The 21982-nt window shown below is 34.5% G+C and carries 19 protein-coding genes; 7 read left to right on the top strand and 12 right to left on the bottom strand.

Annotated features, from left to right (window positions below; translation table 11 throughout):
• Positions 1-109: 109 nt before the first annotated feature.
• From B0I10_RS00905 to nudK, 11 genes are all read right to left on the bottom strand, one after another.
• On the bottom strand, positions 110-1027 hold the full coding sequence (locus B0I10_RS00905) for an alpha/beta hydrolase (protein WP_112084602.1): 918 nt from the start codon (positions 1025-1027) through the stop codon (positions 110-112).
• A gap of 2 nt (positions 1028-1029) precedes the next feature.
• Positions 1030-6096: a T9SS type B sorting domain-containing protein gene (locus tag B0I10_RS00900; protein WP_112084601.1), complete on the bottom strand. Its 5067-nt coding sequence runs from the start codon at positions 6094-6096 to the stop codon at positions 1030-1032.
• A gap of 33 nt (positions 6097-6129) precedes the next feature.
• Positions 6130-8421 (bottom strand): choice-of-anchor L domain-containing protein, encoded by a 2292-nt coding sequence (locus B0I10_RS00895; RefSeq protein ID WP_112084600.1) that lies wholly within the window; start codon positions 8419-8421, stop codon positions 6130-6132.
• Positions 8422-8437: 16 nt separating this feature from the next.
• On the bottom strand, positions 8438-9277 hold the full coding sequence (locus B0I10_RS00890; RefSeq protein WP_112084599.1) for an ABC transporter permease: 840 nt from the start codon (positions 9275-9277) through the stop codon (positions 8438-8440).
• 63 nt (positions 9278-9340) lie between these two features.
• A complete protein-coding gene (locus tag B0I10_RS00885; protein WP_112084598.1) occupies positions 9341-10237 on the bottom strand; it encodes an ABC transporter ATP-binding protein in 897 nt (298 codons plus the stop codon).
• Between the two features lie 94 nt (positions 10238-10331).
• A complete protein-coding gene (locus B0I10_RS00880) occupies positions 10332-10571 on the bottom strand; it encodes a hypothetical protein (RefSeq protein ID WP_112084597.1) in 240 nt (79 codons plus the stop codon).
• 165 nt (positions 10572-10736) lie between these two features.
• Positions 10737-11795 carry a nucleoid-associated protein gene (locus B0I10_RS00875; RefSeq protein WP_112084596.1) on the bottom strand — a complete coding sequence of 353 codons (1059 nt, stop codon included), beginning with the start codon at positions 11793-11795 and terminating at the stop codon, positions 10737-10739.
• Between the two features lie 30 nt (positions 11796-11825).
• Positions 11826-12191: a four helix bundle protein gene (locus tag B0I10_RS00870; protein ID WP_112084595.1), complete on the bottom strand. Its 366-nt coding sequence runs from the start codon at positions 12189-12191 to the stop codon at positions 11826-11828.
• Positions 12192-12287: 96 nt separating this feature from the next.
• The gene (locus B0I10_RS00865) at positions 12288-12827 is read right to left on the bottom strand and encodes an IS1096 element passenger TnpR family protein (protein ID WP_112084594.1); all 540 of its coding nucleotides are present in this window, start codon (positions 12825-12827) and stop codon (positions 12288-12290) included.
• A 369-nt stretch (positions 12828-13196) separates the two neighbouring features.
• Positions 13197-13595, bottom strand: coding sequence for a DUF2452 domain-containing protein (locus B0I10_RS00860; protein WP_112084756.1), 399 nt, complete (start codon positions 13593-13595; stop codon positions 13197-13199).
• 205 nt (positions 13596-13800) lie between these two features.
• Positions 13801-14379 (bottom strand): GDP-mannose pyrophosphatase NudK, encoded by a 579-nt coding sequence (gene nudK / locus B0I10_RS00855; RefSeq protein ID WP_112084593.1) that lies wholly within the window; start codon positions 14377-14379, stop codon positions 13801-13803.
• A 291-nt stretch (positions 14380-14670) separates the two neighbouring features.
• On the opposite strand from nudK, the gene B0I10_RS00850 reads away from it, so the two are divergent.
• The 7 genes from B0I10_RS00850 to B0I10_RS00820 all read left to right on the top strand — a co-directional run bounded on the left by B0I10_RS00850 (position 14671) and on the right by B0I10_RS00820 (position 20881).
• Positions 14671-16824 (top strand): TonB-dependent receptor, encoded by a 2154-nt coding sequence (locus B0I10_RS00850; RefSeq protein WP_112084592.1) that lies wholly within the window; start codon positions 14671-14673, stop codon positions 16822-16824.
• A gap of 199 nt (positions 16825-17023) precedes the next feature.
• A complete protein-coding gene (locus tag B0I10_RS00845) occupies positions 17024-17428 on the top strand; it encodes a DUF2141 domain-containing protein (protein ID WP_181456865.1) in 405 nt (134 codons plus the stop codon).
• Between the two features lie 4 nt (positions 17429-17432).
• Positions 17433-18056: a hypothetical protein gene (locus tag B0I10_RS00840; RefSeq protein WP_112084591.1), complete on the top strand. Its 624-nt coding sequence runs from the start codon at positions 17433-17435 to the stop codon at positions 18054-18056.
• Between the two features lie 5 nt (positions 18057-18061).
• On the top strand, positions 18062-19399 hold the full coding sequence (locus B0I10_RS00835) for a 2TM domain-containing protein (RefSeq protein ID WP_112084590.1): 1338 nt from the start codon (positions 18062-18064) through the stop codon (positions 19397-19399).
• Positions 19390-19704 carry a 2TM domain-containing protein gene (locus tag B0I10_RS00830; RefSeq protein WP_245942923.1) on the top strand — a complete coding sequence of 105 codons (315 nt, stop codon included), beginning with the start codon at positions 19390-19392 and terminating at the stop codon, positions 19702-19704. Before B0I10_RS00835 ends, B0I10_RS00830 begins: the two co-directional genes overlap by 10 nt.
• Before the next feature lie 20 nt (positions 19705-19724).
• The gene (locus B0I10_RS00825) at positions 19725-20033 is read left to right on the top strand and encodes a 2TM domain-containing protein (RefSeq protein ID WP_112084589.1); all 309 of its coding nucleotides are present in this window, start codon (positions 19725-19727) and stop codon (positions 20031-20033) included.
• A gap of 92 nt (positions 20034-20125) precedes the next feature.
• Complete coding sequence (locus B0I10_RS00820; RefSeq protein WP_112084588.1) at positions 20126-20881, top strand: LytR/AlgR family response regulator transcription factor; 756 nt, start codon at positions 20126-20128, stop codon at positions 20879-20881.
• A gap of 47 nt (positions 20882-20928) precedes the next feature.
• On the opposite strand, the gene B0I10_RS00815 is transcribed toward B0I10_RS00820, so the two are convergent.
• Positions 20929-21981, bottom strand: a complete 1053-nt coding sequence (locus B0I10_RS00815; protein ID WP_112084587.1) for an Omp28-related outer membrane protein — start codon at positions 21979-21981, stop codon at positions 20929-20931.
• Position 21982: the final 1 nt, after the last annotated feature.

The raw sequence follows: 21982 nt of genomic DNA, 5'->3' as shown, positions 1-21982 counted from the left end.
TAACTAAATTAAGGAATATTAAACAGTTCTGATAATTTAGGCTGATTTATTTTTTAACATTTATATTTAATAACTTTTTTTAGGTTACATAAGTTCAAAATGAGTTCTCTCAATTTTGTAATAAAAATGTCATTGGAATAGGAAGTCTTTTTTTCCAAGCCTTTTCAGAATGATTTTCTCCTTTAAACTCCTTAGTCATCCAGTTTACTTTGGTAAATCCTTTTGACACCATGATTTCATCAACTTTTGCTTGTAGGGGAGGATACATCGCGTCTAATTCTACTGTACCGTAATCAAAATATATTTTAACGGTTTGTGGTTCAGGTAGTTTTTCTTTTAAGTAGGCGTAAAACGATTCAGGAACCGGATTATTTTCAGCTTCAAATATTCCGGGCCAGTGTGTTGATAAACAGGCAGCTCCGCCAAAAATTTGAGGGTATTCACAAATGGCATATATCGAAATTAGTCCACCCATACTCGAACCGGCAATGAATGTGTTTGCTTTATCTTGCAGGGTAGAATACGTATTGTCAATAAAAGGTTTAAGTTCTTCTACAATGAATTTTAAATAATCGTCGGAAGTTGGTTTGAATTCTTTTGGCTTTCCACTTTTCACATAGGAACGTTCCACTTTTTCTTTGTCTTCTTTTGCTAAACTTTCATATGGTTTTTGAGGAAAATATTCTTGACGTCTATTTTCTTGTGTATTCCAAATGCCTACAACAATAGTGTTTTTTATTTTGCCTTCTCGAATGAGTTTTGTTAAACATTCATCTACACCCCATTCCATTTTATTAAAAGTGATAGTGGAATCAAAAAGCATTTGCCCATCGTGCATGTACAGTACAGCATATTTTTTTTTGGACGAATAATTTTGTGGAAGCCAAACACCAACATTTCTGGGTTGCACATGTGCTGAAGCAAATTTTTCATAAAGCTCTACAATTCCATATTTAGCTGTTATTTTTTGAGCATTAACCATTGAAAAACAAAAATAAAAGAGTGCAAAAAAAATTATTTTTTTCATGTTTATCTTTTTAAAGCAAAATGACCTTTCGCTGTTCTTCCGTCTTCAAATTGAATGGAATACCAATAATCATCTGCAGGAAGAGGACTTCCGTTATACGTTCCATCCCAACCTTCACCAGTTGTGCCAATTTGTTTAATTAGTTTTCCAAATCGGTTAAAAATATAAATCGTTGATTTAAAGTTGTATTTTTCATTTGCCCCCCTAATTTTCCATGTATCATTATATCCATCTCCATTTGGCGTAAAAAACTTAGGCACACCTAAGACCGCTATTTCTTGTTCAACAATTCCGCAACCATTTTGGTCTTTTACATAAACGGTATAAATTCCGGCTATTACGTTTTCAAAAACGTTAGTACTTTGGTATAATCCATTTGCAGAATCCAAACTGTAAACATAATCACCTGAACCACTCACAAGCACAGTAACGGTGTTGTTTTCTACTAAATCAACCACAATAATATCATCAAAAGAGGCTGGTTGCGAATAAACAATTTCAATGATTCGCTCTTGTTCGCAGCCAAAAGAATTTGTGACAATTACTTTGTATACGCCATCTTCATCAACGGTTATTGCATAATTTGTTTCATTAGCAATAATTACATCATTTCGGTACCATTGATAAGTGAAGTCAGAAACATTTCCTTCTTTTAAACCGGCATTAAATGTAATGGCATCGACACCAAAGCAAATAATTTCTTTGAAGCCATCTTCTAATTGAGGTAATGGATTTACAATGAAATTAATGTTAGTTGAAACGCTACAATTTGTATTGGCCGTATTGGTGATAATAGCAGTAATGGTCTGCGTTTTTGTTGTAAATGTTGTTGGTAGTGGATTGATTTCGATCCCATTTTCATCAAAATAGGTCACAATCATTCCAGTTTGACTTCCTAACAAAATGCTGCTAAAAGTAGTGGTGTCAAAGTTGAAAAAACCGTCTTCATCATCGTCGATATCACAGCTTATCTGATCAGGGATTGGATTTGCGATTAAAGGAAGTTTATCGACTACAAAAGTTAAAGATGTTTCTTCCCCACATGGACCGTCCGGGTCTGCAGTAGTTGCATTTGTAACAACAATTTTGATGGTTTGTGAGGCAGTTAAAAAAGGATTTGGTAGCGGACTTGGTAACGCAACATTATTTTCATCAAAATAGGTTATTATAAAATCAGCCGGATTTTGTGCTCCCAATAGATCTGTCACTATCGATGATGTGTCAAAAGGAAATTCACCATCTTGATCATCATCACATTCTATTCTATCAGATAATACATTTAAGGATGGTAATGGTTCTACGGTTAGCTCAATAAATGGTCCTAATCCGTAACAAGCATTGTCTAAAGTGCTTTCCACACGAACCCATATTTGTTGAAAATTAGGAAAATCAGTGTTTCTATAATTACTTATGTTTGTTATTTCCAGCGAATTACCGTTGCTGTCCGTTTCAGCCAATGCATCGGATTCTGTTTTGTAATATTTAATCGTGAATGGAGTGGAAGCGGGTAGTATCCCAACTAAATCAGCTGTAACAGTGCTAAAATCAAAAGTAGAAATACCGTCTCTATCGTCATTTGTAACATCCACAAAATCATCGCATCTGGCAAACGTTCGTAAAAACGTGCTTGGAATTTGAGTGGCCGAAACGAAAACATCAATTTGACCTACTTCATAACAGCCCAATGCATTTTCTACCCGAACCCAAACGATTGAATTTCCCGTGGTATACGCTACAGGGTTTGTAATTTGAAGTGACGCATCGTTATTTTCAGCGGCAATTTGTGTAGTAAAATAGCTAAACGTTTCATCGGTGAAATTTAGCGATAACACGTCATTTTTCTGAAGCAAGTTAACCTCAGAAATACCATCATTGCTATCATCAGTATCACATTGAATGATAGAAACGGGTGAAGTTAAAATAGGCGTCGGATTAATAGTTAAAATAGCCCCTTCAGAAATTAAACCGCAACTGTTGCCATTTCGATTTAAGACTATACGATAGCGATAGGTATTCATTGAATTAGTAGCTCCACTAATTTGTAAAATTTCGGTTGCGGTTCCTGAATAGATTGCATTGTTATTGATGTTGTTCCAATTTGAGCCATTATCTGTGCTCAATTGCCATTGATAACTATCTACCGCAGTTCCCGTATAGGTAATATTTACATTTTGAAAATTACAAGTTGTTTGATTTGACGGTTGTGTTGTAATTTCAATTGGTGCCGCAATACTATAGTTTTGATTTGGCAATGTGTAACCTCCAGCATTCAGTACCAATCCATTTGAGTTAACGGAAATAGGAATGTCGCCTAATAAACCATTTCCATTGACGTCAATGAATCCCGCTTCAATGACATCATTACATAAATCTCCATCGCTATCCAATGCTATATAATTTGCAATTCCATCTACATTGGTATCGGCAACAACATAGTTTATTACACCGCTGTTTGGGTTTGTTTCCAAAGGATTAAATAAACCGTTTGAGCCAAAATTATTGCCATCAATCACACCATTAAAATCAGCGTCCGGAGCATTTGCCCCCGATTCTATCACATCATAAATACCATCGTTATCACTATCTAAATCCACATAATCGGGTATTCCATCAGCATCGGTGTCAATTGGTGTTAATCCAATTCCATATGCATCGCTAATTCCATCATTGTTAAAATCTTCCGGGGTGTAAGCGACAAAGTTTTGACCTTGGGCTTCAATGTTATCAGGAATACCATCGTTGTCACTATCTAAATCTAACGAATCAGGAATTCCATCGCCGTCAGTATCTTTTGGAACACAAGTAGCTACGAATTTGAATGTCGCTTTGGAAGAATTTTCAGAAATATTTTTATGTGTAATAGTAATAAAATCAGCTAAATTCACCCTAAATTTAAACGTTCCGTTTCCAGCAGCAAGTGGAACAGCACTATTTAATCTAAAGCGGATTTGAAAAGAGGAATATTCGGTTACATCACTTTCAAAAATCCCATCATAATTAGTGTCAACCAATAATTGCCCGTCCGGATTTAATAAGGTAATTGTTTTGTTTACTGAAGTTTCAATGATAAATTCTCCCGTAGAGGAAAGTAAGTCAGCATTATTTGCTGTTAAAACATATTCCATTGAAAGGCTTATAGGTTGAGCAAAATCTAATCGATACGATACGGTATTGTCTTTTCCGTTTGCGGGATGGGTCACAAAACCACCTTGATTATTTCCAGTAAGTGGTTGTGCAACTGCAACAGCGGGACCGTCGGTAGAAATTGTTCCGTTGAAAGTAGTTGAATAACTGCCAACTACAATAGTACCTGATGCTGTGTTGCTTAAGTTGAGGTCTTGATTGCCATAAGACTCTGTGCAATTGGTTATGCCATCATTATCTAAATCTAAATCAATATTATCGTTTACACCATCGTTATCACTATCTATCGGACAATCACTCACAGGAATTTCATCTGAAATGAGTGTTATATTACATTCTGAAACTGTTGCAGAAAGATAATATAGTCCGGGTTGTGTGGGCGTATAGTCAGGATTAGTTGCCCCTGCTATTGGATTGCCATTAAAAAACCATTGATAGGTGTCAAAAGGAGAAAGTGAGTTGATGGACAAATTTACATTAGGAATACAGTTTGATGAGCTTACGTCTAATCGCTCAAATGATATCTCCGGTTTAAATGTAAAACCTGAATAATATCCGCCATAGGTGGCTGCATCATTTGAACCAAAATAGGATAAATACAGTTGTTTGTTTGCAAATACGGAAATATTACCTGTAAAACCCGTTAGTTTATAAGTAATATAATTAGTATTTCCAGTTATGGTGAAAGGGCCTTGAACCGATATACCTACCGGTAAATTATTTAATAAATAATTGGTGCCATTTATAATAAATTCTATTTCGGCACCGGTTTCTGTTACAATATTTATACCGCTGTTGGTGGTGTAGGATATATTGCCAATTAAACTGATTAATGGAATATTATCAATGATTTTGGGCGTTTGACAACTTAAGGGTGGAACAAAATACATTTCTTGATTCGCTTGCGAGTTGCCGCCAACACCTTGATAGGCAAATACATTTTTTGACGTATTGACATATAAGTTTCCATCCAAGCTGTAATTACCTCCATCGATTGCGACATATTCTCCGGCATTTAAGGTAAATTCCGGTACCGTATTTCCGTTTAAAAAAACTTCAGTGTCATTTTCATGTGCCACAATCAAGGGTCTTTCAGTGAGGTTTTCTCCAAAACCTCTTACAAAAATATATTCGTTTCCTGTTCTTTCGGCCGACACAATTTGGTCGAATCCTAAGTCTAAATTATTATCGATGTTTCCGTTTGTTCCGGCAAATGAACCACAATTTACAGTAATTGGTTTATCTGAACTAACCAAAGCACCAATCAATCCGTCTCTATTTGCAAAGTTAGGTCCGGTGGTTGCTAGGGTAAATGACTGACCTCTATTTAGCACAATAGCAGGAGGAGAATTTCCAACACCGGCGTTATTAATGAGTTGAACACCCGGTTTTATGTCGCTAAACGAAACAGTTGTGTTATTTTCTGTAGCTAAAATAGAAATAAAGGTAAGGTGATTGTTTGTGTAACCGCTCGGACTTAGTCCGGTATTGACTAAAGCACCAATTCTAAATTGAGTTCCTAATCCGGCTAATCCTTTTGACACTAATCCACCTGCTTGAAAATTTTGTGTTGAAGCAGTTACTCGCACGGCAACATATACTTGGTCTTCGGCTTCCACAATAAACCCTTTATTATTTAAAATAGAGTTAATATTTGCAGGGGTTACATGTAATTGGGAGTTGGTGCCAAATCCAATATTATACACATAGGGATTGTTTCTTGAAACTATTCCGTTAACAATTCCACCTCCCAATACAGTAATAGAAAAGTTTACCGGCGTTGTACTTGGTGAAGAAATGTAAATAAATTGGTTTTGAATGGGTTGAATGTCGGAGCCGCAAATTGGTGGGATGTAATGCGTTTTACTGAATTGTGCAAAACAATTTATCGCAAAGAGCAAGAAGAGTAAGGTAATTTTTTTCATTTTTCTTTTTCAAAGGATAACAAAGATAACGAATTATCTTTTTAGTGCGAAGTGTCCTTTGATGATTCTTCCGTCTTCTAAAAACAACGTAAACCAATAATCTGATGCAGGAAGTGGTGACCCTGAAAAAGTACCATCCCAACCATTACCGTTTGAAGCGATTTGTTTTACTAATTTACCATAGCGGTTGAAAATATAAATCTTTGCTCCTGGCTGATTGAGGTTTTCTATTTTCCAAAAATCATTGATTCCGTCACCATTCGGCGTAAAGAATTTTGGGTAGTCTACTACAAAAATGGATTGCGATACCGAATCACATCCATTTACATCATTAATAACGACAGTATATTCGCCTGCACCAACATTGTTGAAAATCGGACTATCTTGAAAATAACTTCCATCCAATGAAAAAACGTAATTGCCCAAACCAGTATAATTAATTTGAACGGTATTATTATTTCCTAAAAAGTCATTTATTGAGATAGAGGTAATTGTAGCGGGACCGGAAGCCGTAACAACAAATGTTTTTTGAGCTAAACATCCATCAACATTGCTCACTACAACTGTGTAAGTTCCGGGTTGAGAAATTATAATTTCGGGGGTAATTTCACCATTATTCCATACATAACTTTCAAAAATATCACTTACACCGATCGTAATCGATTCATTTTCGCACACAAAAAGTTCTTCGTTTTCAAAATTAGCCGGTTCAAATGTTTTGATGTTTATTGTGATGGGAATAATTCCGAAACAACTCACACCATCTGTAATGCGTGCATAAATGATTTCTTCAAAAGCAGTTATATTCGTGAAAGGTGAAGCTATTTGATTGGTTTGGAGTTGAGCATTTCCTTCTGTTTGATAATAATTCACGATTAATCCTGGGGCAAAATTAGATAAAACCGTCGGCGAAATTTCGGTATTCAAATCGATGGAAGTTATTCCGTCTTGGATGGCATCACTATCACAAACATCAAATGACGGAATCGTTACTGTGCTTGTTGAAGTTGAAAGTGTTACTTCCGAAATTCCAAAACAGCCAAAATTATTTTGTAATCTTGCAAAAATGACTTGATTTACTGTTGTGTTTTGAAAAGCTGAAAAGTTAGTTATTGGGTTTTGAGCATTTTCTGCGTCAACTTGTGTAAGATAATAAAAAGGTGAGCCCACATTTGTGTTTGAACCGATCACACCGCCATTGGCATCGTTTAGATTGAATAAAGCGAAGCCGTCTCCGTCAGCATCACATTGTGTAATGGTTGTGTTACTGGGTATTGGATTGGTGCTGTATTCGATTTCAATTTCACCAAACGACGAACAAGTAGAATTAAAAATAACTTCCACTTTATAACTTCCAAACTCTTCTACTAAAAAAGTGGGGTTGTTTTCACCAACTAACTCAATATTATTTCTAAACCATTTAAATCCAATTGCTGTTGCATTTGTGGCATCTAAAAGTACAGTTTCATCAGGGCAAAGCGGATTTCCAGTGGAAATTAAACGAGGCGTTCCCAAATCAGTTTCAACTGAAAAACTTCCTCCGCCCAAAAAAATGGCCGAATCATATAAATTATTTCCTTGGTCGGCAATTACTAATTTAATATGGTACAAAACGCCGGGAACGACTGAACTTTCTGCGGTTAGAATTCTAGTTTGACCATTAAAATTAGTAGGGTGTTCGTTTCCGTTAAAAGCATCAAAATATTGTTCATTAGCGGGAGGACAAATTGTTCCTGAACCACGAACGGTTGGTATTTTTACCGGTATGTTTGTGCCGGGAACCACCGCAAGATTGGTGTAATCAGATGAACTAGCCTCTTTTAGTAGAAAAGCAAAGCCATCCGAGAAATTACATTGATTTGGGTTGGGATTGGATAAATATTGTTCAGAAGAAAAAATATATTGAAAACTTACTTTGTTTGCAAAGGGTAAAAAATCAAATTCAATCACAGTGGCATTGATGGTATTGTTTTCGTTAATCGCATTTTGCAAATCATTATCACCGGGCCAATTGGTTGGTCCTTCACTTAATAAATTTGTATTAGGACCAACAGCAGAGGCTGCTCTCCCGGTTGAAAGAATGACTCCATCTGCAAATGGAAATGAGCTTCCGTTTGCATTAAAATAACCATAACTATTCCCGTTTGTAAATGCCCAACCGGAAACAGATATGTTAGATACATTGGCACAAGACGAGTTGATAAGAATATTTTCAACCAACTCTTCCACAGTGCGGTTGTCATCTACTTGGATGTATTGTGCATAACTGCTTTGCAAAAAAGCAATCAAAAAAAATAAAAAGAAGGTGTTTTTGGCAAACTTCATAGCGTTTGCAAAGATACTACAAATCTCTTTTCTGTAGAATTTTATAAGACATTAACACAAATATAACAATCCAGCAAAAAACGATGAACATCGAATACCAATGTACACCATAATCTTTTACATTGGGAACACCACCAATGGACTCTTCAATGTTTTTAATTACATTTAATCGCGTAAAAGGTTCTTTTATTAAATTAGACATGGATTCTAAAGGAAGAAATTGAGCAATAGTATCAGCAGTATCAGAATTTTTAAAAATTCGCCATTTCATTAGACCGATTATAATTCCTTCAATGATGTTCCAAACGAATAAAAATCCGATGGCAAACGCCGATCTTTTGACCAATATACCTAGAAATAAACAAAAAGAGAAAAAGGCAGTGAGCTTTAAAAAGTAAGCGAGAATATACTCCAAATCTGAAAAAATAATATCAATTTCATTATAGGAAGAAAAGCTTAATCCCAGTATTAGCGACATAATGAAAACAAAAACAGTGGATGCCAACGCAAACACCAAAACGGTTATGAATTTGGATTGAATGAATTCTTTTTTACTGAAACCATCTATTAAATTTTGTTTTAAGGTGCCGTAACTGTATTCATTTGCCATCATCGAAACGATAACAATCGCAAGAAAAAACTTTAAAATAGCTGCAATATATGTGTAGAAATGCCAAATATAGGGGAAATTAAAAATGCCTTGATCGGCAATTTGCAACTCAAAATTTCCGATGTTGAATTTAATCGAAGCAATTAAGGCGATGAAAGAAAGAATGACAAAATACGAAATCGTTAATATCCGACTCGCTTTGTTTTTCCATATTTTTTTAAATTCTATTTGAAGAAGACGTATCATATAAGGTGATGGGTTATTGGTAATGGGTTATTGGTGATGGGTTATTGGTAATGGGAAATAGGTTTAGTTGTTATTGGTCAATTGCAAAAACTGTTCTTCTAAACTGTGTTTTCTTTTCACTAAATGGTTTAGGTAAATTCCTTTATCCACTAAATATTTATTCATGTCTTTTGCTTCCAAAGCTGATTTTAAATAAACGACCAATTTACCCTCTTCCAATTCCATTTTTTCGATGGAAGGATGATTTTGCAGAGCCGATTCTAATTCGTTTAAATTATCGGATTGAAGTTCAAAAAATCCCTCGTTGGAAATCATTCCGTCCACTTTTCCGGAATATAAAATTTCGCCTTTTCGAAGAACTAAGACGTGACTACAGACTTTTTCCACTTCATCCAACAAGTGCGAAGCCAATAAAATAGTAGTTCCTTGCGAAGCGATGGTTTTGATGATATCGCGAATTTGACGAATTCCTTGCGGATCTAGTCCGTTCGTTGGTTCGTCTAAAATTAAAATTTCGGGGTCGTTGAGTAGGGCGGAAGCTATCGCTAACCGCTGTTTCATTCCCAATGAAAAAGTTCTGAATTTGCTGTCTTTTCGATCTAAAAGTCCAACAACTTCTAGTTTTTCTGCGACTTTAGTATTTGGCGTTCCTTTGATTTTACAGACCAATTCCAAATTTTCTTGAGCTGTCATGTAGGGATAAAAGTTGGGGCGTTCGATGATGGCTCCTACTTTTTTGAGAGCTTCGTGCGTTTCCATCGCACCGCCAAACCATCGGTATTCTCCGGAAGTTTTGTTCACTACATTCAGTACAATTCCTAACGTAGTCGATTTCCCGCTACCATTTGGACCTAAAATTCCGTAAACATTTCCTTTTTTGATTTCAAGCGAGACATTTTTAACCGCATGAACGGGTCCGAATCGTTTGTTCAGATTTTCGATGGTGAGAATAGTTTCCAAGATAAATTGTTTAGTCGTTAGAGATAGGACGACTAAGATAACAATTTGTTACGGATGAGTGTTGAAATCAATTCAAGTTTTGTGAATGCGTAATTTAAATATGGATTTGTCTTCTTCTGAAAATCATATTTAATGTCTCGTTAATATCACGCAATTCGGGTGTTAATGAAATCAAACGACCTCTTGTGTCTTCGGTCATTTGTTTTCCGCAACAGCGGCATTGGTATTCGCTAAAATGATTGGTAATTTTTCTGGTCGAACGGTATTTGTGCCCCAAAACGGAGCAAATCACGGAAGTTGGTGAAACGGAATTGTTGTTTGTGTAGGTTTTCATAACTATGGTATTTAATTTGTGGTTAGCGAAAACTACAAAAACATAGATGAAATGCCAAATAAAGTCGATAAACTGATTAAAATTTAAATTTTATGACATAAAAAGATTACAAATTTTACGACATAAAAAATCCTCAACCGTTTTAACTGATTGAGGATATGTTAATTATGATTTTTGTTCTTTATTAAAATAAACCAAGTAGTAATACATTTGCTTTTCTTCGTCCCAGCCTTTTTCAACAAATTTTTCGGCACTTTCCGGGTTGATGAAATCGAGTTTAATTTGAATATTGGTATCCAAATTAATTACGTTTTTAATTTTCTTTCGAGCATCCGAAACGGCAGCATTGGCAATTGGGAAATTGGTGACATCTTCGATGCTGTATTTTTCACCTTTATCCACTTTATAGCTTTTAAATTCAGGAATTAAATCAGGATTATCCATCACTTCATTCAAGAAATTGGTTTCTTCGAATTCATCATTCTTTGCAAAATAATTCACCGAACGATTCATAAACATCACTTCTTGTTTTTTGTCTTCGGCAGGAAAAACTACATCTTTGGCAAAATCTTGACAGAATTTCAAGTATTTTTTGGTGATGAAATTTTCATCTTGAAAAGCATCTACGCTTAAAAAATGTTCCAACCAATAACGTGCATCATAACGATTGCTGTCCACCGTCAGAATTTTATAACCTTCGTCTTTTTTATAATTGAAAATCAAACAACCTTTGTCTAATTTATTCAAATTGATGCCGTGTTGCAACAACATTTCTAAATTTGTTCCTTTTTCTTCAAATTGTAAAAAGTCGGCTTGCAACTCACTTTTGAATACGCCGATTGCATCCACTTGATTGTTATCAATGGTCAAATGCGTAAAATGCACCACATACACTTCACCATTTTTAATGTGTGGATGATTGGATTGTTCAAACAAATGTTTTGTAATTTTCTTTGAAACATCGTGAACGGTTGACGGATTATCAAAAACTTCCGAAGCCAATTTGAACATATCATTGTATTCTAAATCGACTTCATGAGCAAATTGATAATAATTTTCCTCTTTCTCACGGAAAGATTTTAGGAAAAACTCTTTCAATAATGGCGTGATTTCGTCATTGGTTTGATACGGTTGTTCCGATAAAAAAATAGCTTCGTTACGGCTTTTGTTTCCAACTCGGTGGATGGAAAGGGATTCGATGTGGGCGTTGAAAAGATTTATCATAAGGTTCTAAGGTGCTGAGGCACTAAGGTTCTAAGGTTTGTTTCGGTCTTTAATTTTTTTTATAAAGGCAACTAACATTCGTTCTAATTCTCTTAAATCTTCATATAGAATGTTGAATTCTTGTTCGTTTAAATAGTTAATGTTTTTTGCTATTTCTAGTTGTGTTTGCAACTCGAATAGCGAACTTAAAGCAATATTGAGAAACCTTAAATAATCGTTGTTTCCCTCTCTTCCATAACCTTCAGCAATATTACTCGGAATGGAAATAGAGCTTCTTCTTATTTGAGAGGTTAATCCAAATTGCTCATCTTTAGGAAATAATCTGGTTGATTGGTAAATTTTTGTAACAAAGTTCATGGCTTTTTGCCAAATCAGGAGGTCTTTAAATGTGCTCATAATAAAAAATTGTATGGTTTATAATAGAATTACAAATGAATACAATTTTAGCAACATTTCCAAACCTTAGTTCCTAAGAACCTAAGAACCTTAAAATTAATTCCAGTTTTCTTCAAACCCAAAATCTTCAAAAGAATCATCTCCGCCTTCAAACATATCCAAATCGTCTTCGTCTAATTCGTCTTCAAATTCAGCGAATAAATTGTCGTCATCGGCTTCAAAAGTGGGATCGTTAGCTCCAATTGGCATTAATCCGTGAGAGAATAAAAGTTCAGGATAAGTGGCACCCGCTTGTTTTTCTTCGATGGCGGCTAATTCAACCAAAAAGGTCCACATATTTAGAAAATCATACACATAAATAATTTTGGTTTGCTTTTCGTAGAGCATGTCTTCCAATGACAAGTCGCTCATGATTCGCATTTCACCCGGAACATCGCCTGTATCAAAAAGCGGAATTTCGTCTTCTTGATTCCAATTGTCGTCGCACGTGTAAAAGGAGGCCATCTCGCTTCCATCAAATCCAAAAGCATTTACGATGGCATTGTGTAAATCTTCTAATGTATCTGTGTTTTCGATGGCTAAATCTCTAAAAACATCGTCTTCATTATCAAGTATGATACGTAATTTATAAATCATTTGTTATGAATTTTTAGGGATACAAAAGTAGTTATTATTTACTTTAGAAGAAAAGATGAAATCATTTTGTTGAAAACATTTCTGTCTAAAAAAATCGAATCAACTTGTTTTCGATATCTAATTCGACTTTGAAAAAAAAATTAGTTTGCTGAAAGGAATTATATCGCTGTATTAATTACAATTGTAAAAGAGTAAGCACTTTCTATTTTGAGCGTAGGGTGATGTGGTTAAAAAAAATAACCTGCATGAATTTTGTACCTGTAAATTTATTTCAAGTTGTACACGTCGATTTCATCTTTCGTATTGGTTTACGTTTTGCAAGTAAAAGTACAAACGACTATTTCTTTTAGTAGTAATTAAATACAGTTGTTAAGAAAGATGTATCCATTTTTTATCGCTGTTGAGTTTAAACGTACCAATATGTTCCTTATTCCATTCTTGCGGACCAATTAAAGAAAGAAAATTTGTGCCATCACTATTTCTGTAAAGATGATAAATTTCACCAACAACCGGCTCGAATGAAAATTTGGCACTGTATACTAATTCATTCCATTCAAACTCCTGAACCAACATTTGATATTGAAGTTTTAGTTCATCAAATTTACTTTGAAATTCCTTATTTACATTCGTTATTCCTCTGCTTTTCCATGAAACTAAATCATCAATTCTTATGGCAGGTGCCCCAACATTAGTAGAATAGGGTAGAACATTTGCATTATACCCGTCGGTTTCAGAGTAGACAACATTGTCAGGTCTTTTATCTTCCATTGAAATGATGATTTTACTTATTATTCTTAGTTTGATACATTTATTCAACAGCAAGTATCAAAACCAGTTGCAAATATAAGCATATTTCGTTTAACATTATAAAGATATTGTTAAACAAAATAAAACTATTAAATGAACAATAAATTTGTACTATGTTGTTTGTTTTAAATTATTTGATTTACATCACTTGTTTGCTATATTTTTTCTACAATAAAAATTCACTTTTGGCATGTAGCAACAACATTATTGTCTTCGCATCTTTGATTTCGCCGTTGTAAACCATTTTCATCGCTTCATTAAAATTGATTTCCAACACTTCAATGTATTCGTGTTCAGAAGCTAGCCCGCCACCTTCACTCACTTTCATTTCGGGTTGGTATTCTGCAGTAAAAAAGTATAAAATTTCAGTGACAGCTCCCGGCGACATATAAGCTTCAAATACTTTTTTGACGTCTTGAATGCGGTAACCGGTTTCTTCTTCCGTTTCTCGTTTGATACAATCTTCGGGATTTTTTTCGTCTAATAGGCCGGCACAAACTTCAATCATCATGCCGGTTTCATTTCCGTTTAAAAATGTTGGTAATCGAAATTGACGGGTTAAAATAACGGTTTGTTTTTTTTTGTTATATAATAAAATTGCGGCACCGTTTCCACGGTCATAGACTTCTCTTCGTTGGATTTCAGGTTCGCCGTTTTGGGGAGTAAATTCGTAAGTAACTTTGTTAAGTAAATACCAATTGTCGGAAAGTAATTCGGTTTTGGTGATTTGGATTTTTGGGTTCATTGAGTTTTGTTATCTGGTTTACAAATATCATAAACTTAAACGGAGAAATGAAGTTTTTATTCGATTTGATATAACTAAAAATTTAAACCATTAAGAAGTTAAGGTTCATTAAGTTTGTAACATTTATACACTAAACCTTAATGAAAAAGGCTTAATTTTCTTAACTTCTTAATGGTTAAAAAAAAATATTGTCATAAAACACAATTCATCCTTGATTTTTAACAACTCAGTAACATTCAATTTTAAAACGGTTTGGTTTGAAGCAACTTTGTCTCATCAAAATCAAACGCAATGAAAACTATTATTACTTTTTTACTTTTTATCGTAGCAATTCAAAGCAATGCTCAAACCGAAATTTCAGGTAAAGTTACCGATGAAAAAGGAATGGTTATTCCGGGAGCCAATATTTATTTAGAAGGAACCTACGACGGAGCCTCATCGGATGAAAACGGAGATTTTAAATTTTCAACTTTAGAAACCGGAACGAAAGTAATAGTGGTAAGTTTTCTTTCGTTTGAAACCTTTAAAAAGTCAATTGCGGTAGCCAATTTCAAAAACCAAACCATCAAACTTCGTGAAAGTGTTAATGCCCTAGATGCTGTGATTGTTACCGCAGGAACTTTTGAAGCCGGCGATAAAGCGAGGGTTTCCGTATTAAAACCGCTTGATATTGTTACTACCGCAGGAGCTGCCGGTGATATTATTGCTGCCTTAAATACATTACCAGGAACGCAAACAGTAGGGGAAAGCGGTCGTTTGTTCGTACGCGGTGGTGAAGCAGATGAAACCCAAACGTTTGTAGATGGTTTGCGTGTAGCTCAACCGTATGGAGCAGCAGCAAACAATCTTCCCACTCGAAGTAGATTCTCACCTTTTCTGTTTGACGGTATTTCATTTTCAACGGGCGGTTATAGTGCAGAATATGGAGAAGCTCTATCGAGTGTGTTGACCCTAAGTACGATTGATGAACCGGTGCAAGAACAAACCGATATTTCCTTAATGACCGTTGGTTTAGGCATTGGCAATACGCAAAAATGGAATAAAAATTCGTTGACGTTTAATGCGGCTTACATCAATTTGGAACCCTATCAAAAATTAGTGCCACAGGCTGTCGATTGGAATAAACCTTTTCAATCGTTGGGTGGCGAAATGGTTTATCGGTATCAATTTAGAAATGGCTTATTGAAAGTGTATGGAGCTTTTGAGGTAGCTCGATTAGATATTAACCAAGAAGACATTAACCAATCCGAAAAAGTGCGATTTGATTTAAAAAATGATAATTTTTATGGAAATGCCTCTTACAAAGGAACTTTTGGAGACAATTGGAATCTACACACCGGTTTAAGTTATGGATTAGGTTTAAACAAGATTGGCCTCAATTCAAATCAAATTACAAATAGCGAAAATGCTGTTCATTTAAAAATGAAATTGGGAAAAAAAGTCACCGAACGGATTAAAATTTCAGTCGGAGCCGATTATTTTGTGACCGATTTGGATGAAGATTTCACCGAGCTTCAGGGGGAAACATTCAATGTTGGTTATCAAAATTCGATTGTTGCTGCTTATGCTGAATCGGATATTTTCTTCAGTAAAAAACTAGCAATGAAAGTAGGAGCAAGGGCTTCGCAAACTAGTTTGTTGGATGAATTTCGTCTTTCGCCGAGAGCTTCATTTGCTTATAAAGTTTCTAAAAACGGACAATTTTCGTTTGCTTACGGTGATTTCGTGCAAACGCCAAGAGCTGATTATATCAAATATTCAGGTGATTTTCAATCAGAAAAAGCCAGACATTATATCTTGAATTTTCAACACACTAAAGATGGTCGTTTGTTTCGAGCAGAAGCCTATTATAAAAAATATGATGATTTAGTGAAATTCGAAACACCAGTGGCTCAATTCAATTCTGTTTTCACGAATGAAGGCTCAGGATTCGCCAAAGGAATTGATATTTTTTGGCGAGACAATAAAACCTTCAAAAACACCGATTATTGGGTTTCGTATTCGTACATCGACACGGAACGTGATTATTTAAATTTTCCAAATCAAGTTACCCCAAGTTTTGTAGCGAATCATACCTTATCACTTGTTACAAAACATTGGATAGAAAGTTGGAAATCACAAATCGGATTTTCTTATGTGCTAAATTCAGGTCGTCCGTATAACAATCCTAATGAATTGGAATTTATGGACGGTAAAACGAACGCTTTTCAAAATTTAAGTTTCAATTGGGCTTATTTGCTTTCGCAACAAAAGATTTTGTATTTCTCGGTTTCTAACATCATCGGAACGGATAATGTTTTTGGCTATCAATATGCTAATTCACCGGATATGAATGGTCAATTTCAACGCAGAGCCATTGGTCAACCGGCGGATCGCTTTTTCTTTGTCGGTTTCTTTTGGACGATTAGTGAGAATAAGAAGACGAATCAGTTGGAGAATCTATAGGTTCTGAGGCACTAAGGCTCTAAGGAACTAAGGTTTTTAAATGGTAGTTAACTCAGCAACTTAGTTCCTCAGAACCTAAGTACCTAAAAAACAATTCATCCTCAAAAATCAACAACTCAGTCAAACTCTTTTTTCAAATGATAATTTTCAAACGAAATTTGACTCATTAATAAACGATAAACCTTTAAATTAATACGATATGAAAAAATTACTATTTATGATGATTTTGTGCTTTAGTAGCCATGCATTTGCGCAAAACAAACTAACCGTTCATGTAACAGGATTGAAAAACAATAAAGGGCAAGTTGTTGTTGGTTTGTACCAAGGAGAAAATAATTTTTTACGAAAATTATATTTCGGAAAAATAGTTGCCATTAAAAATCAAGAAGCAATTGTTGAATTTGATCATTTGCCAGCCGGAGAATTTGCTATTTCATTATTTCATGATGAAAATGAAAACGGAAAATTGGAAACAGGATGGTTTGGAATACCGAAAGAAGATTACGCTTGTTCAAACGGAGCAAAAGGATTCATGGGACCACCAAAATATGCAGATGCAAAATTTAAAATTAACGAAAACAAAAAAATAACAATTAAAATCTAATATCATGACAAAAATTATCATTACCATCGTTTTACTTGTGACTTCACAATTATTTTCACAGGGTCAGTTTGAACAAGGTATGGGAAAAGCATTCGCACTTTGGGGAGAGGGAAAAAACACAGAAGCTTCTGCTGTTTTTGAACGAATTGCTTCAGCAGAAAAGGAAAGTTGGTTACCCAATTATTATGTTGCTTTAGTGAACACCACAACCGCTTTTTCTACAAAAGATAAAGATCAAATGAACGCATTGCTCACCAAAGCACAATCGGCATTAGATGTTGAGTTAAGTAAATACCCAAATAACGCAGAATTATTAGTAATGCAAGCCATGATTCATACCGCTTGGATTTCTTTTGACCCGATGACCAATGGCATGAAATTATCAGGAAAAGTAATGGAATTGTACGGAAAAGCAGCGCATATTGAGCCTAATAATCCACGAGTAGTGTTAAGTAAAGCTGAATTTGAAATGGGGTCCGCACGTTTTTTTGGAACAGACATTAAACCAATGTGTTTGGAAATTGATAAATCTATTGAACTTTTTGCTACTTTTAAACCTCAAACTGTTTTTCATCCTAAATGGGGTGTAGACAGAGCACTAGAAGTGGCAAAAACCTGTAAAAAATAACAACAATGCAAAAGTATATCAAAGAATTTCCCAGAGCAACGTTGATTAGCATCAGTATTTTTATTGTCTTAGTTTTTATTCAACTTTTGAACGGAAGAAAAATTAATGTCGATCTAAATTTGCTTGTCAATTTTGGTTATACCATGTTGTATGGATATTCTTTATACTTTGCCAATAGTTTTGTATTCAGTAAGCTAGATGATATTTTCAAGAACAATCGCTTTAATCGCAAAAGAATAGTCATTGGAGGAATACTTTCGTTTGTTGTTTCCATGTTTGTTATCTTTTTAATGCGGATTTTTGAAGATGTGATCATTGAAAAGAAATCATTAAGTGAATTTTTATCCACCGAAAAGCCATCCAATTATATCGTGGCGATGGTGATTACGCTCATAATAACATTAGGAATTCATGCTTTTTATTTTTACAAAGCCTATCAGGAAAATAAAGTCAAAGAGCAGAAAGTCATAGCAGGAACAGCTTCGGCACAGTTTGAGAGTTTAAAAAATCAAATTGACCCGCATTTTTTGTTTAATAGTTTGAATGTTTTGAGTTCATTGATAGAAGAAAATCCGGACAGTGCTCAAAAGTTTACGACTTCCTTGTCTAAAATATACCGCTATGTTTTGGAACAAAAAGATAAGGAGTTGGTTCCGGTTTCAGAAGAATTGGCTTTTGCTAAAACGTATATGAATTTATTGAAAATGCGTTTTGAAAACAGCATCACATTCGAACTACCGGAGGATTTTATTACTGAAGAAGCAAAAGTAGTTCCGTTATCCTTACAATTATTGTTAGAAAATTGCATCAAACACAATGTGGTGAGTGAGAGCAAACCCTTGCATATTAAAATTTACATCGAGAATAACCAATTGGTTGTTGAAAACAATTTGCAAAAGAAAGAGGTGCTATCAGACAGAAAAGGCGTTGGATTACAAAATATAGTTAACCGTTATGCTATTTTAACCCAACGAAAAGTGCTAGTAGAAGAAACAGAAAAAACATTTAAAATACTACTACCTATTTTAACAAAACAAATTTCAATTATGGAAACACAATTAAAATACAATGAAAACACAGCTTATTTGAGAGCTAAAGACCGTGTAGAAAAGCTAAAAGGTTTTTATGGTAACTTAATCTCCTATTGCATAGTTATACCGGTTTTAATTATTGTGAATTTGAATACCTCAAAATTCCAGTGGTTTTGGTTCCCAATGTTAGGCTGGGGATTGGGCTTGACTTTTCATGCCTTGGAGACTTTTGGTTACGGAAAATCTTGGGAAGAAAGAAAAATTCAGGAGATTTTAGACAAGGAAGACAAACAAAAAAATAAATGGAATTAAACGTTGTAAGTATGGAAACGAAAGATGATTACGAAAGATATCAAAAAGCAAGCAAGAAAGTAGAAGAAATCAAAGGATTTTACAGCCATTTGGCCGCCTACATTTTCATTATTTTATTATTAACCTTCGTTAATTTAAACTACTCACCTGAGCATTATTGGTTTTTTTATCCAATGATTGGATGGGGAATTGGGGTGTTGTTTCACGGAATAGGTGTTTTTGGCACCGATACGATTTTTAGTAGTGATTGGGAAAATCGAAAGATTAAACAATTTATGGAAGAGGAAAAAAACAAGAATAAATAGTAATAAAAACCGACTAAATTATGAATACTCAAGACGAAATAAAATACCAAGAAGCTCTTAAACGAGTGAAAAAAATAAAAGGATTTTACACACATGCTACTGTTTATGTAATCATTAATTTGATGATTGTAATTGTAAATTTTCAAAATTTAGAACCCGGAGAATCTTATTTTCAGTACAAAAATTTTACGACACTCTTGTTCTGGGGAATTGGTTTAGTAGCACACGGATTTTCGGTGTTTGTTCCGCAATGGTTTTTAGGAGCTAATTGGGAAGAACGAAAAATCAGAGAATTGATGGATAAAGAAAAAAACAAGAAATGGGAATAGTTACTGTAGTCAGTTTTTAGTCTCAGTTTACACTTGCAGTTTACGGTTTAATTCCTATTGTCATTTACCAATAACCCATTACCATTAATAGCATGAGAATCATCATCATCGAAGACGAAAAACCCGCCGCCCGATTATTGCAACGGAAAGTTGAAAAATTAGGATTGCAAGTTGAAACGCTTTTGCATTCTGTGGAAGAAGCATTGCACTGGTTTGAAAACAATCAGCACCCGGATTTAATTTTTTTAGACATTCAATTATCTGACGGATTATCCTTTGAAATTTTTGAAAAAGTAGAAATCAAAAGTGCTGTCATTTTTACTACCGCTTTTGATGAATATGCTTTGCGTGCTTTCAAGTTAAATAGTATTGATTATTTGCTTAAACCTATTGATGAAGATGAACTTTCAATTGCAATTTCAAAATTCAAAAATCAATTTCAAAAAAATAGTATAAGTTCACTAGATTTTGAGATGATAAAACGAATGCTGGTTAATCCGTTAGAAAAAACGTATAAAAAAAGATTTACCATTAAAATAGGAGAACATCTGAAAATGATTTCTATTGAGGAAGTAGAATGTTTTTATAGTGAAAACAAAGGAACTTATTTGCACACCTTGGACAATCGCGATTATCTTTTAGATTCTACTTTAGAACAATTGGAAACCGAATTAAATCCGAAGGAATTTTTTAGAGTGAGTCGGAAATTCATCATTCCTTTCAAAACAATTAAGGATATTGTGGTGTATAGCAATTCACGATTAAAAGTCATTTTACCAACTTACAAAGCTGATGAGGTCATTGTGAGTCGCGAACGTGTGAATGATTTTAAGGATTGGTTAGAATAAAAAAAGACTGCCAAAATTAGCAGTCTTTGTATGTTGCATATATGTTTTTAAAGCTCTTCAAAATCTTGATTCTCTCCCACGCCCGCTTTTCTCACATTAATACTTTTATTATTTTCATCAACTATAAAAGCAACAAACTCGATATTGTTTAAGTTCGCAATATTACTTGGAACAGGAACAGAAATAGTTTTGGTATAGGTTTGACCAAGACCGGAGTTACTATTTGCAATTGATTCACCCAAAAGAGGCGTTAAACAAGCTCTGAGTACATGGTTGTGCTGAAAATTTGAAATCGTACCCGGACCTGTGTAAAAATTAGTGTAATTAACTTGGTCATAAATTAAACCATTTTCCAAAACATAAATTACAAGTTTAATATTTGAAAAGTTTTTACTAAATTTTACATTGGTTTCCAGATTGAGTGTAGAACCATCAATTGAAGTAGTCATCGCTAAGCCTAATTTTGGATTTTCACCTTGTGTTAGGTTGATCACTTGTGTGATGTTATTCTGTTCCAAAGGTGTCCATCGCGTCATTCTATTTAAAAGTGCCCTCGGATATCCGGAAATGTTAACAATTGCTTCTAGTTCAGATGTGTCGAAATTAAAGGGATCATAGTTAGCATCGGCCGGATTTGAGCTTGAACGATGTATGCCAACTGTCACAATTTTATCAGTTTGTGCATAAGCCAATTCTACAGCATGATTCACTCTTGGACAATTACCACACCATGTTCCGGTATAATCTTCTATTAAAACACGTTTGATAAAATTAGTCTCTGAGCCATCATGAAATCGTATCGTGATGGGAGCAGATTCAACTCCTAGGTATTCTGCTTTTATCATTAAATCACCCGTTTCGGAACCTGTAAAAGTATTACCGTCAATAAGCGTATTATTTACAAAAATTGTAGCTTCTTCGGTTATATTAGTTCCAGAATTAGTAGTGACCGAAAATACAATTGTTTCTCCAATCACTTTAACAGAACTATCAGCTGTTAAACTGATTGATTCTACGGGTTCTAAAATTTTGTACTCGTTACTGCAAGAAAAGCAGCAGAAAAGAGCAACGAAAAAACCTATTAAACCAAATTTATTCATT

Source organism: Flavobacterium lacus, assembly GCF_003268815.1.
Lineage (GTDB): Bacteria > Bacteroidota > Bacteroidia > Flavobacteriales > Flavobacteriaceae > Flavobacterium > Flavobacterium lacus.
The sequence above is the reverse complement of the archived record's forward strand: the minus strand, read 5'-3'. Positions and strand labels throughout refer to the sequence as shown.

Excerpts from the sequence above, each read along its gene's own strand:
- B0I10_RS00895 (WP_112084600.1), bottom strand. The coding sequence starts at position 8,421 with ATGAAGTTTGCCAAAAACACCTTCTTTTTATTTTTTTTGATTGCTTTT.
- B0I10_RS00825 (WP_112084589.1), top strand. The coding sequence starts at position 19,725 with ATGAATACTCAAGACGAAATAAAATACCAAGAAGCTCTTAAACGAGTG.
- B0I10_RS00835 (WP_112084590.1), top strand. The coding sequence starts at position 18,062 with ATGCAAAAGTATATCAAAGAATTTCCCAGAGCAACGTTGATTAGCATC.
- B0I10_RS00865 (WP_112084594.1), bottom strand. The coding sequence starts at position 12,827 with ATGATTTATAAATTACGTATCATACTTGATAATGAAGACGATGTTTTT.
- B0I10_RS00815 (WP_112084587.1), bottom strand. The coding sequence starts at position 21,981 with ATGAATAAATTTGGTTTAATAGGTTTTTTCGTTGCTCTTTTCTGCTGC.
- nudK (WP_112084593.1), bottom strand. The coding sequence starts at position 14,379 with ATGAACCCAAAAATCCAAATCACCAAAACCGAATTACTTTCCGACAAT.
- B0I10_RS00890 (WP_112084599.1), bottom strand. The coding sequence starts at position 9,277 with ATGATACGTCTTCTTCAAATAGAATTTAAAAAAATATGGAAAAACAAA.
- B0I10_RS00880 (WP_112084597.1), bottom strand. The coding sequence starts at position 10,571 with ATGAAAACCTACACAAACAACAATTCCGTTTCACCAACTTCCGTGATT.
- B0I10_RS00840 (WP_112084591.1), top strand. The coding sequence starts at position 17,433 with ATGACAAAAATTATCATTACCATCGTTTTACTTGTGACTTCACAATTA.
- B0I10_RS00845 (WP_181456865.1), top strand. The coding sequence starts at position 17,024 with ATGAAAAAATTACTATTTATGATGATTTTGTGCTTTAGTAGCCATGCA.
- B0I10_RS00870 (WP_112084595.1), bottom strand. The coding sequence starts at position 12,191 with ATGAGCACATTTAAAGACCTCCTGATTTGGCAAAAAGCCATGAACTTT.
- B0I10_RS00850 (WP_112084592.1), top strand. The coding sequence starts at position 14,671 with ATGAAAACTATTATTACTTTTTTACTTTTTATCGTAGCAATTCAAAGC.
- B0I10_RS00905 (WP_112084602.1), bottom strand. The coding sequence starts at position 1,027 with ATGAAAAAAATAATTTTTTTTGCACTCTTTTATTTTTGTTTTTCAATG.
- B0I10_RS00900 (WP_112084601.1), bottom strand. The coding sequence starts at position 6,096 with ATGAAAAAAATTACCTTACTCTTCTTGCTCTTTGCGATAAATTGTTTT.
- B0I10_RS00820 (WP_112084588.1), top strand. The coding sequence starts at position 20,126 with ATGAGAATCATCATCATCGAAGACGAAAAACCCGCCGCCCGATTATTG.
- B0I10_RS00875 (WP_112084596.1), bottom strand. The coding sequence starts at position 11,795 with ATGATAAATCTTTTCAACGCCCACATCGAATCCCTTTCCATCCACCGA.
- B0I10_RS00830 (WP_245942923.1), top strand. The coding sequence starts at position 19,390 with ATGGAATTAAACGTTGTAAGTATGGAAACGAAAGATGATTACGAAAGA.
- B0I10_RS00860 (WP_112084756.1), bottom strand. The coding sequence starts at position 13,595 with ATGGAAGATAAAAGACCTGACAATGTTGTCTACTCTGAAACCGACGGG.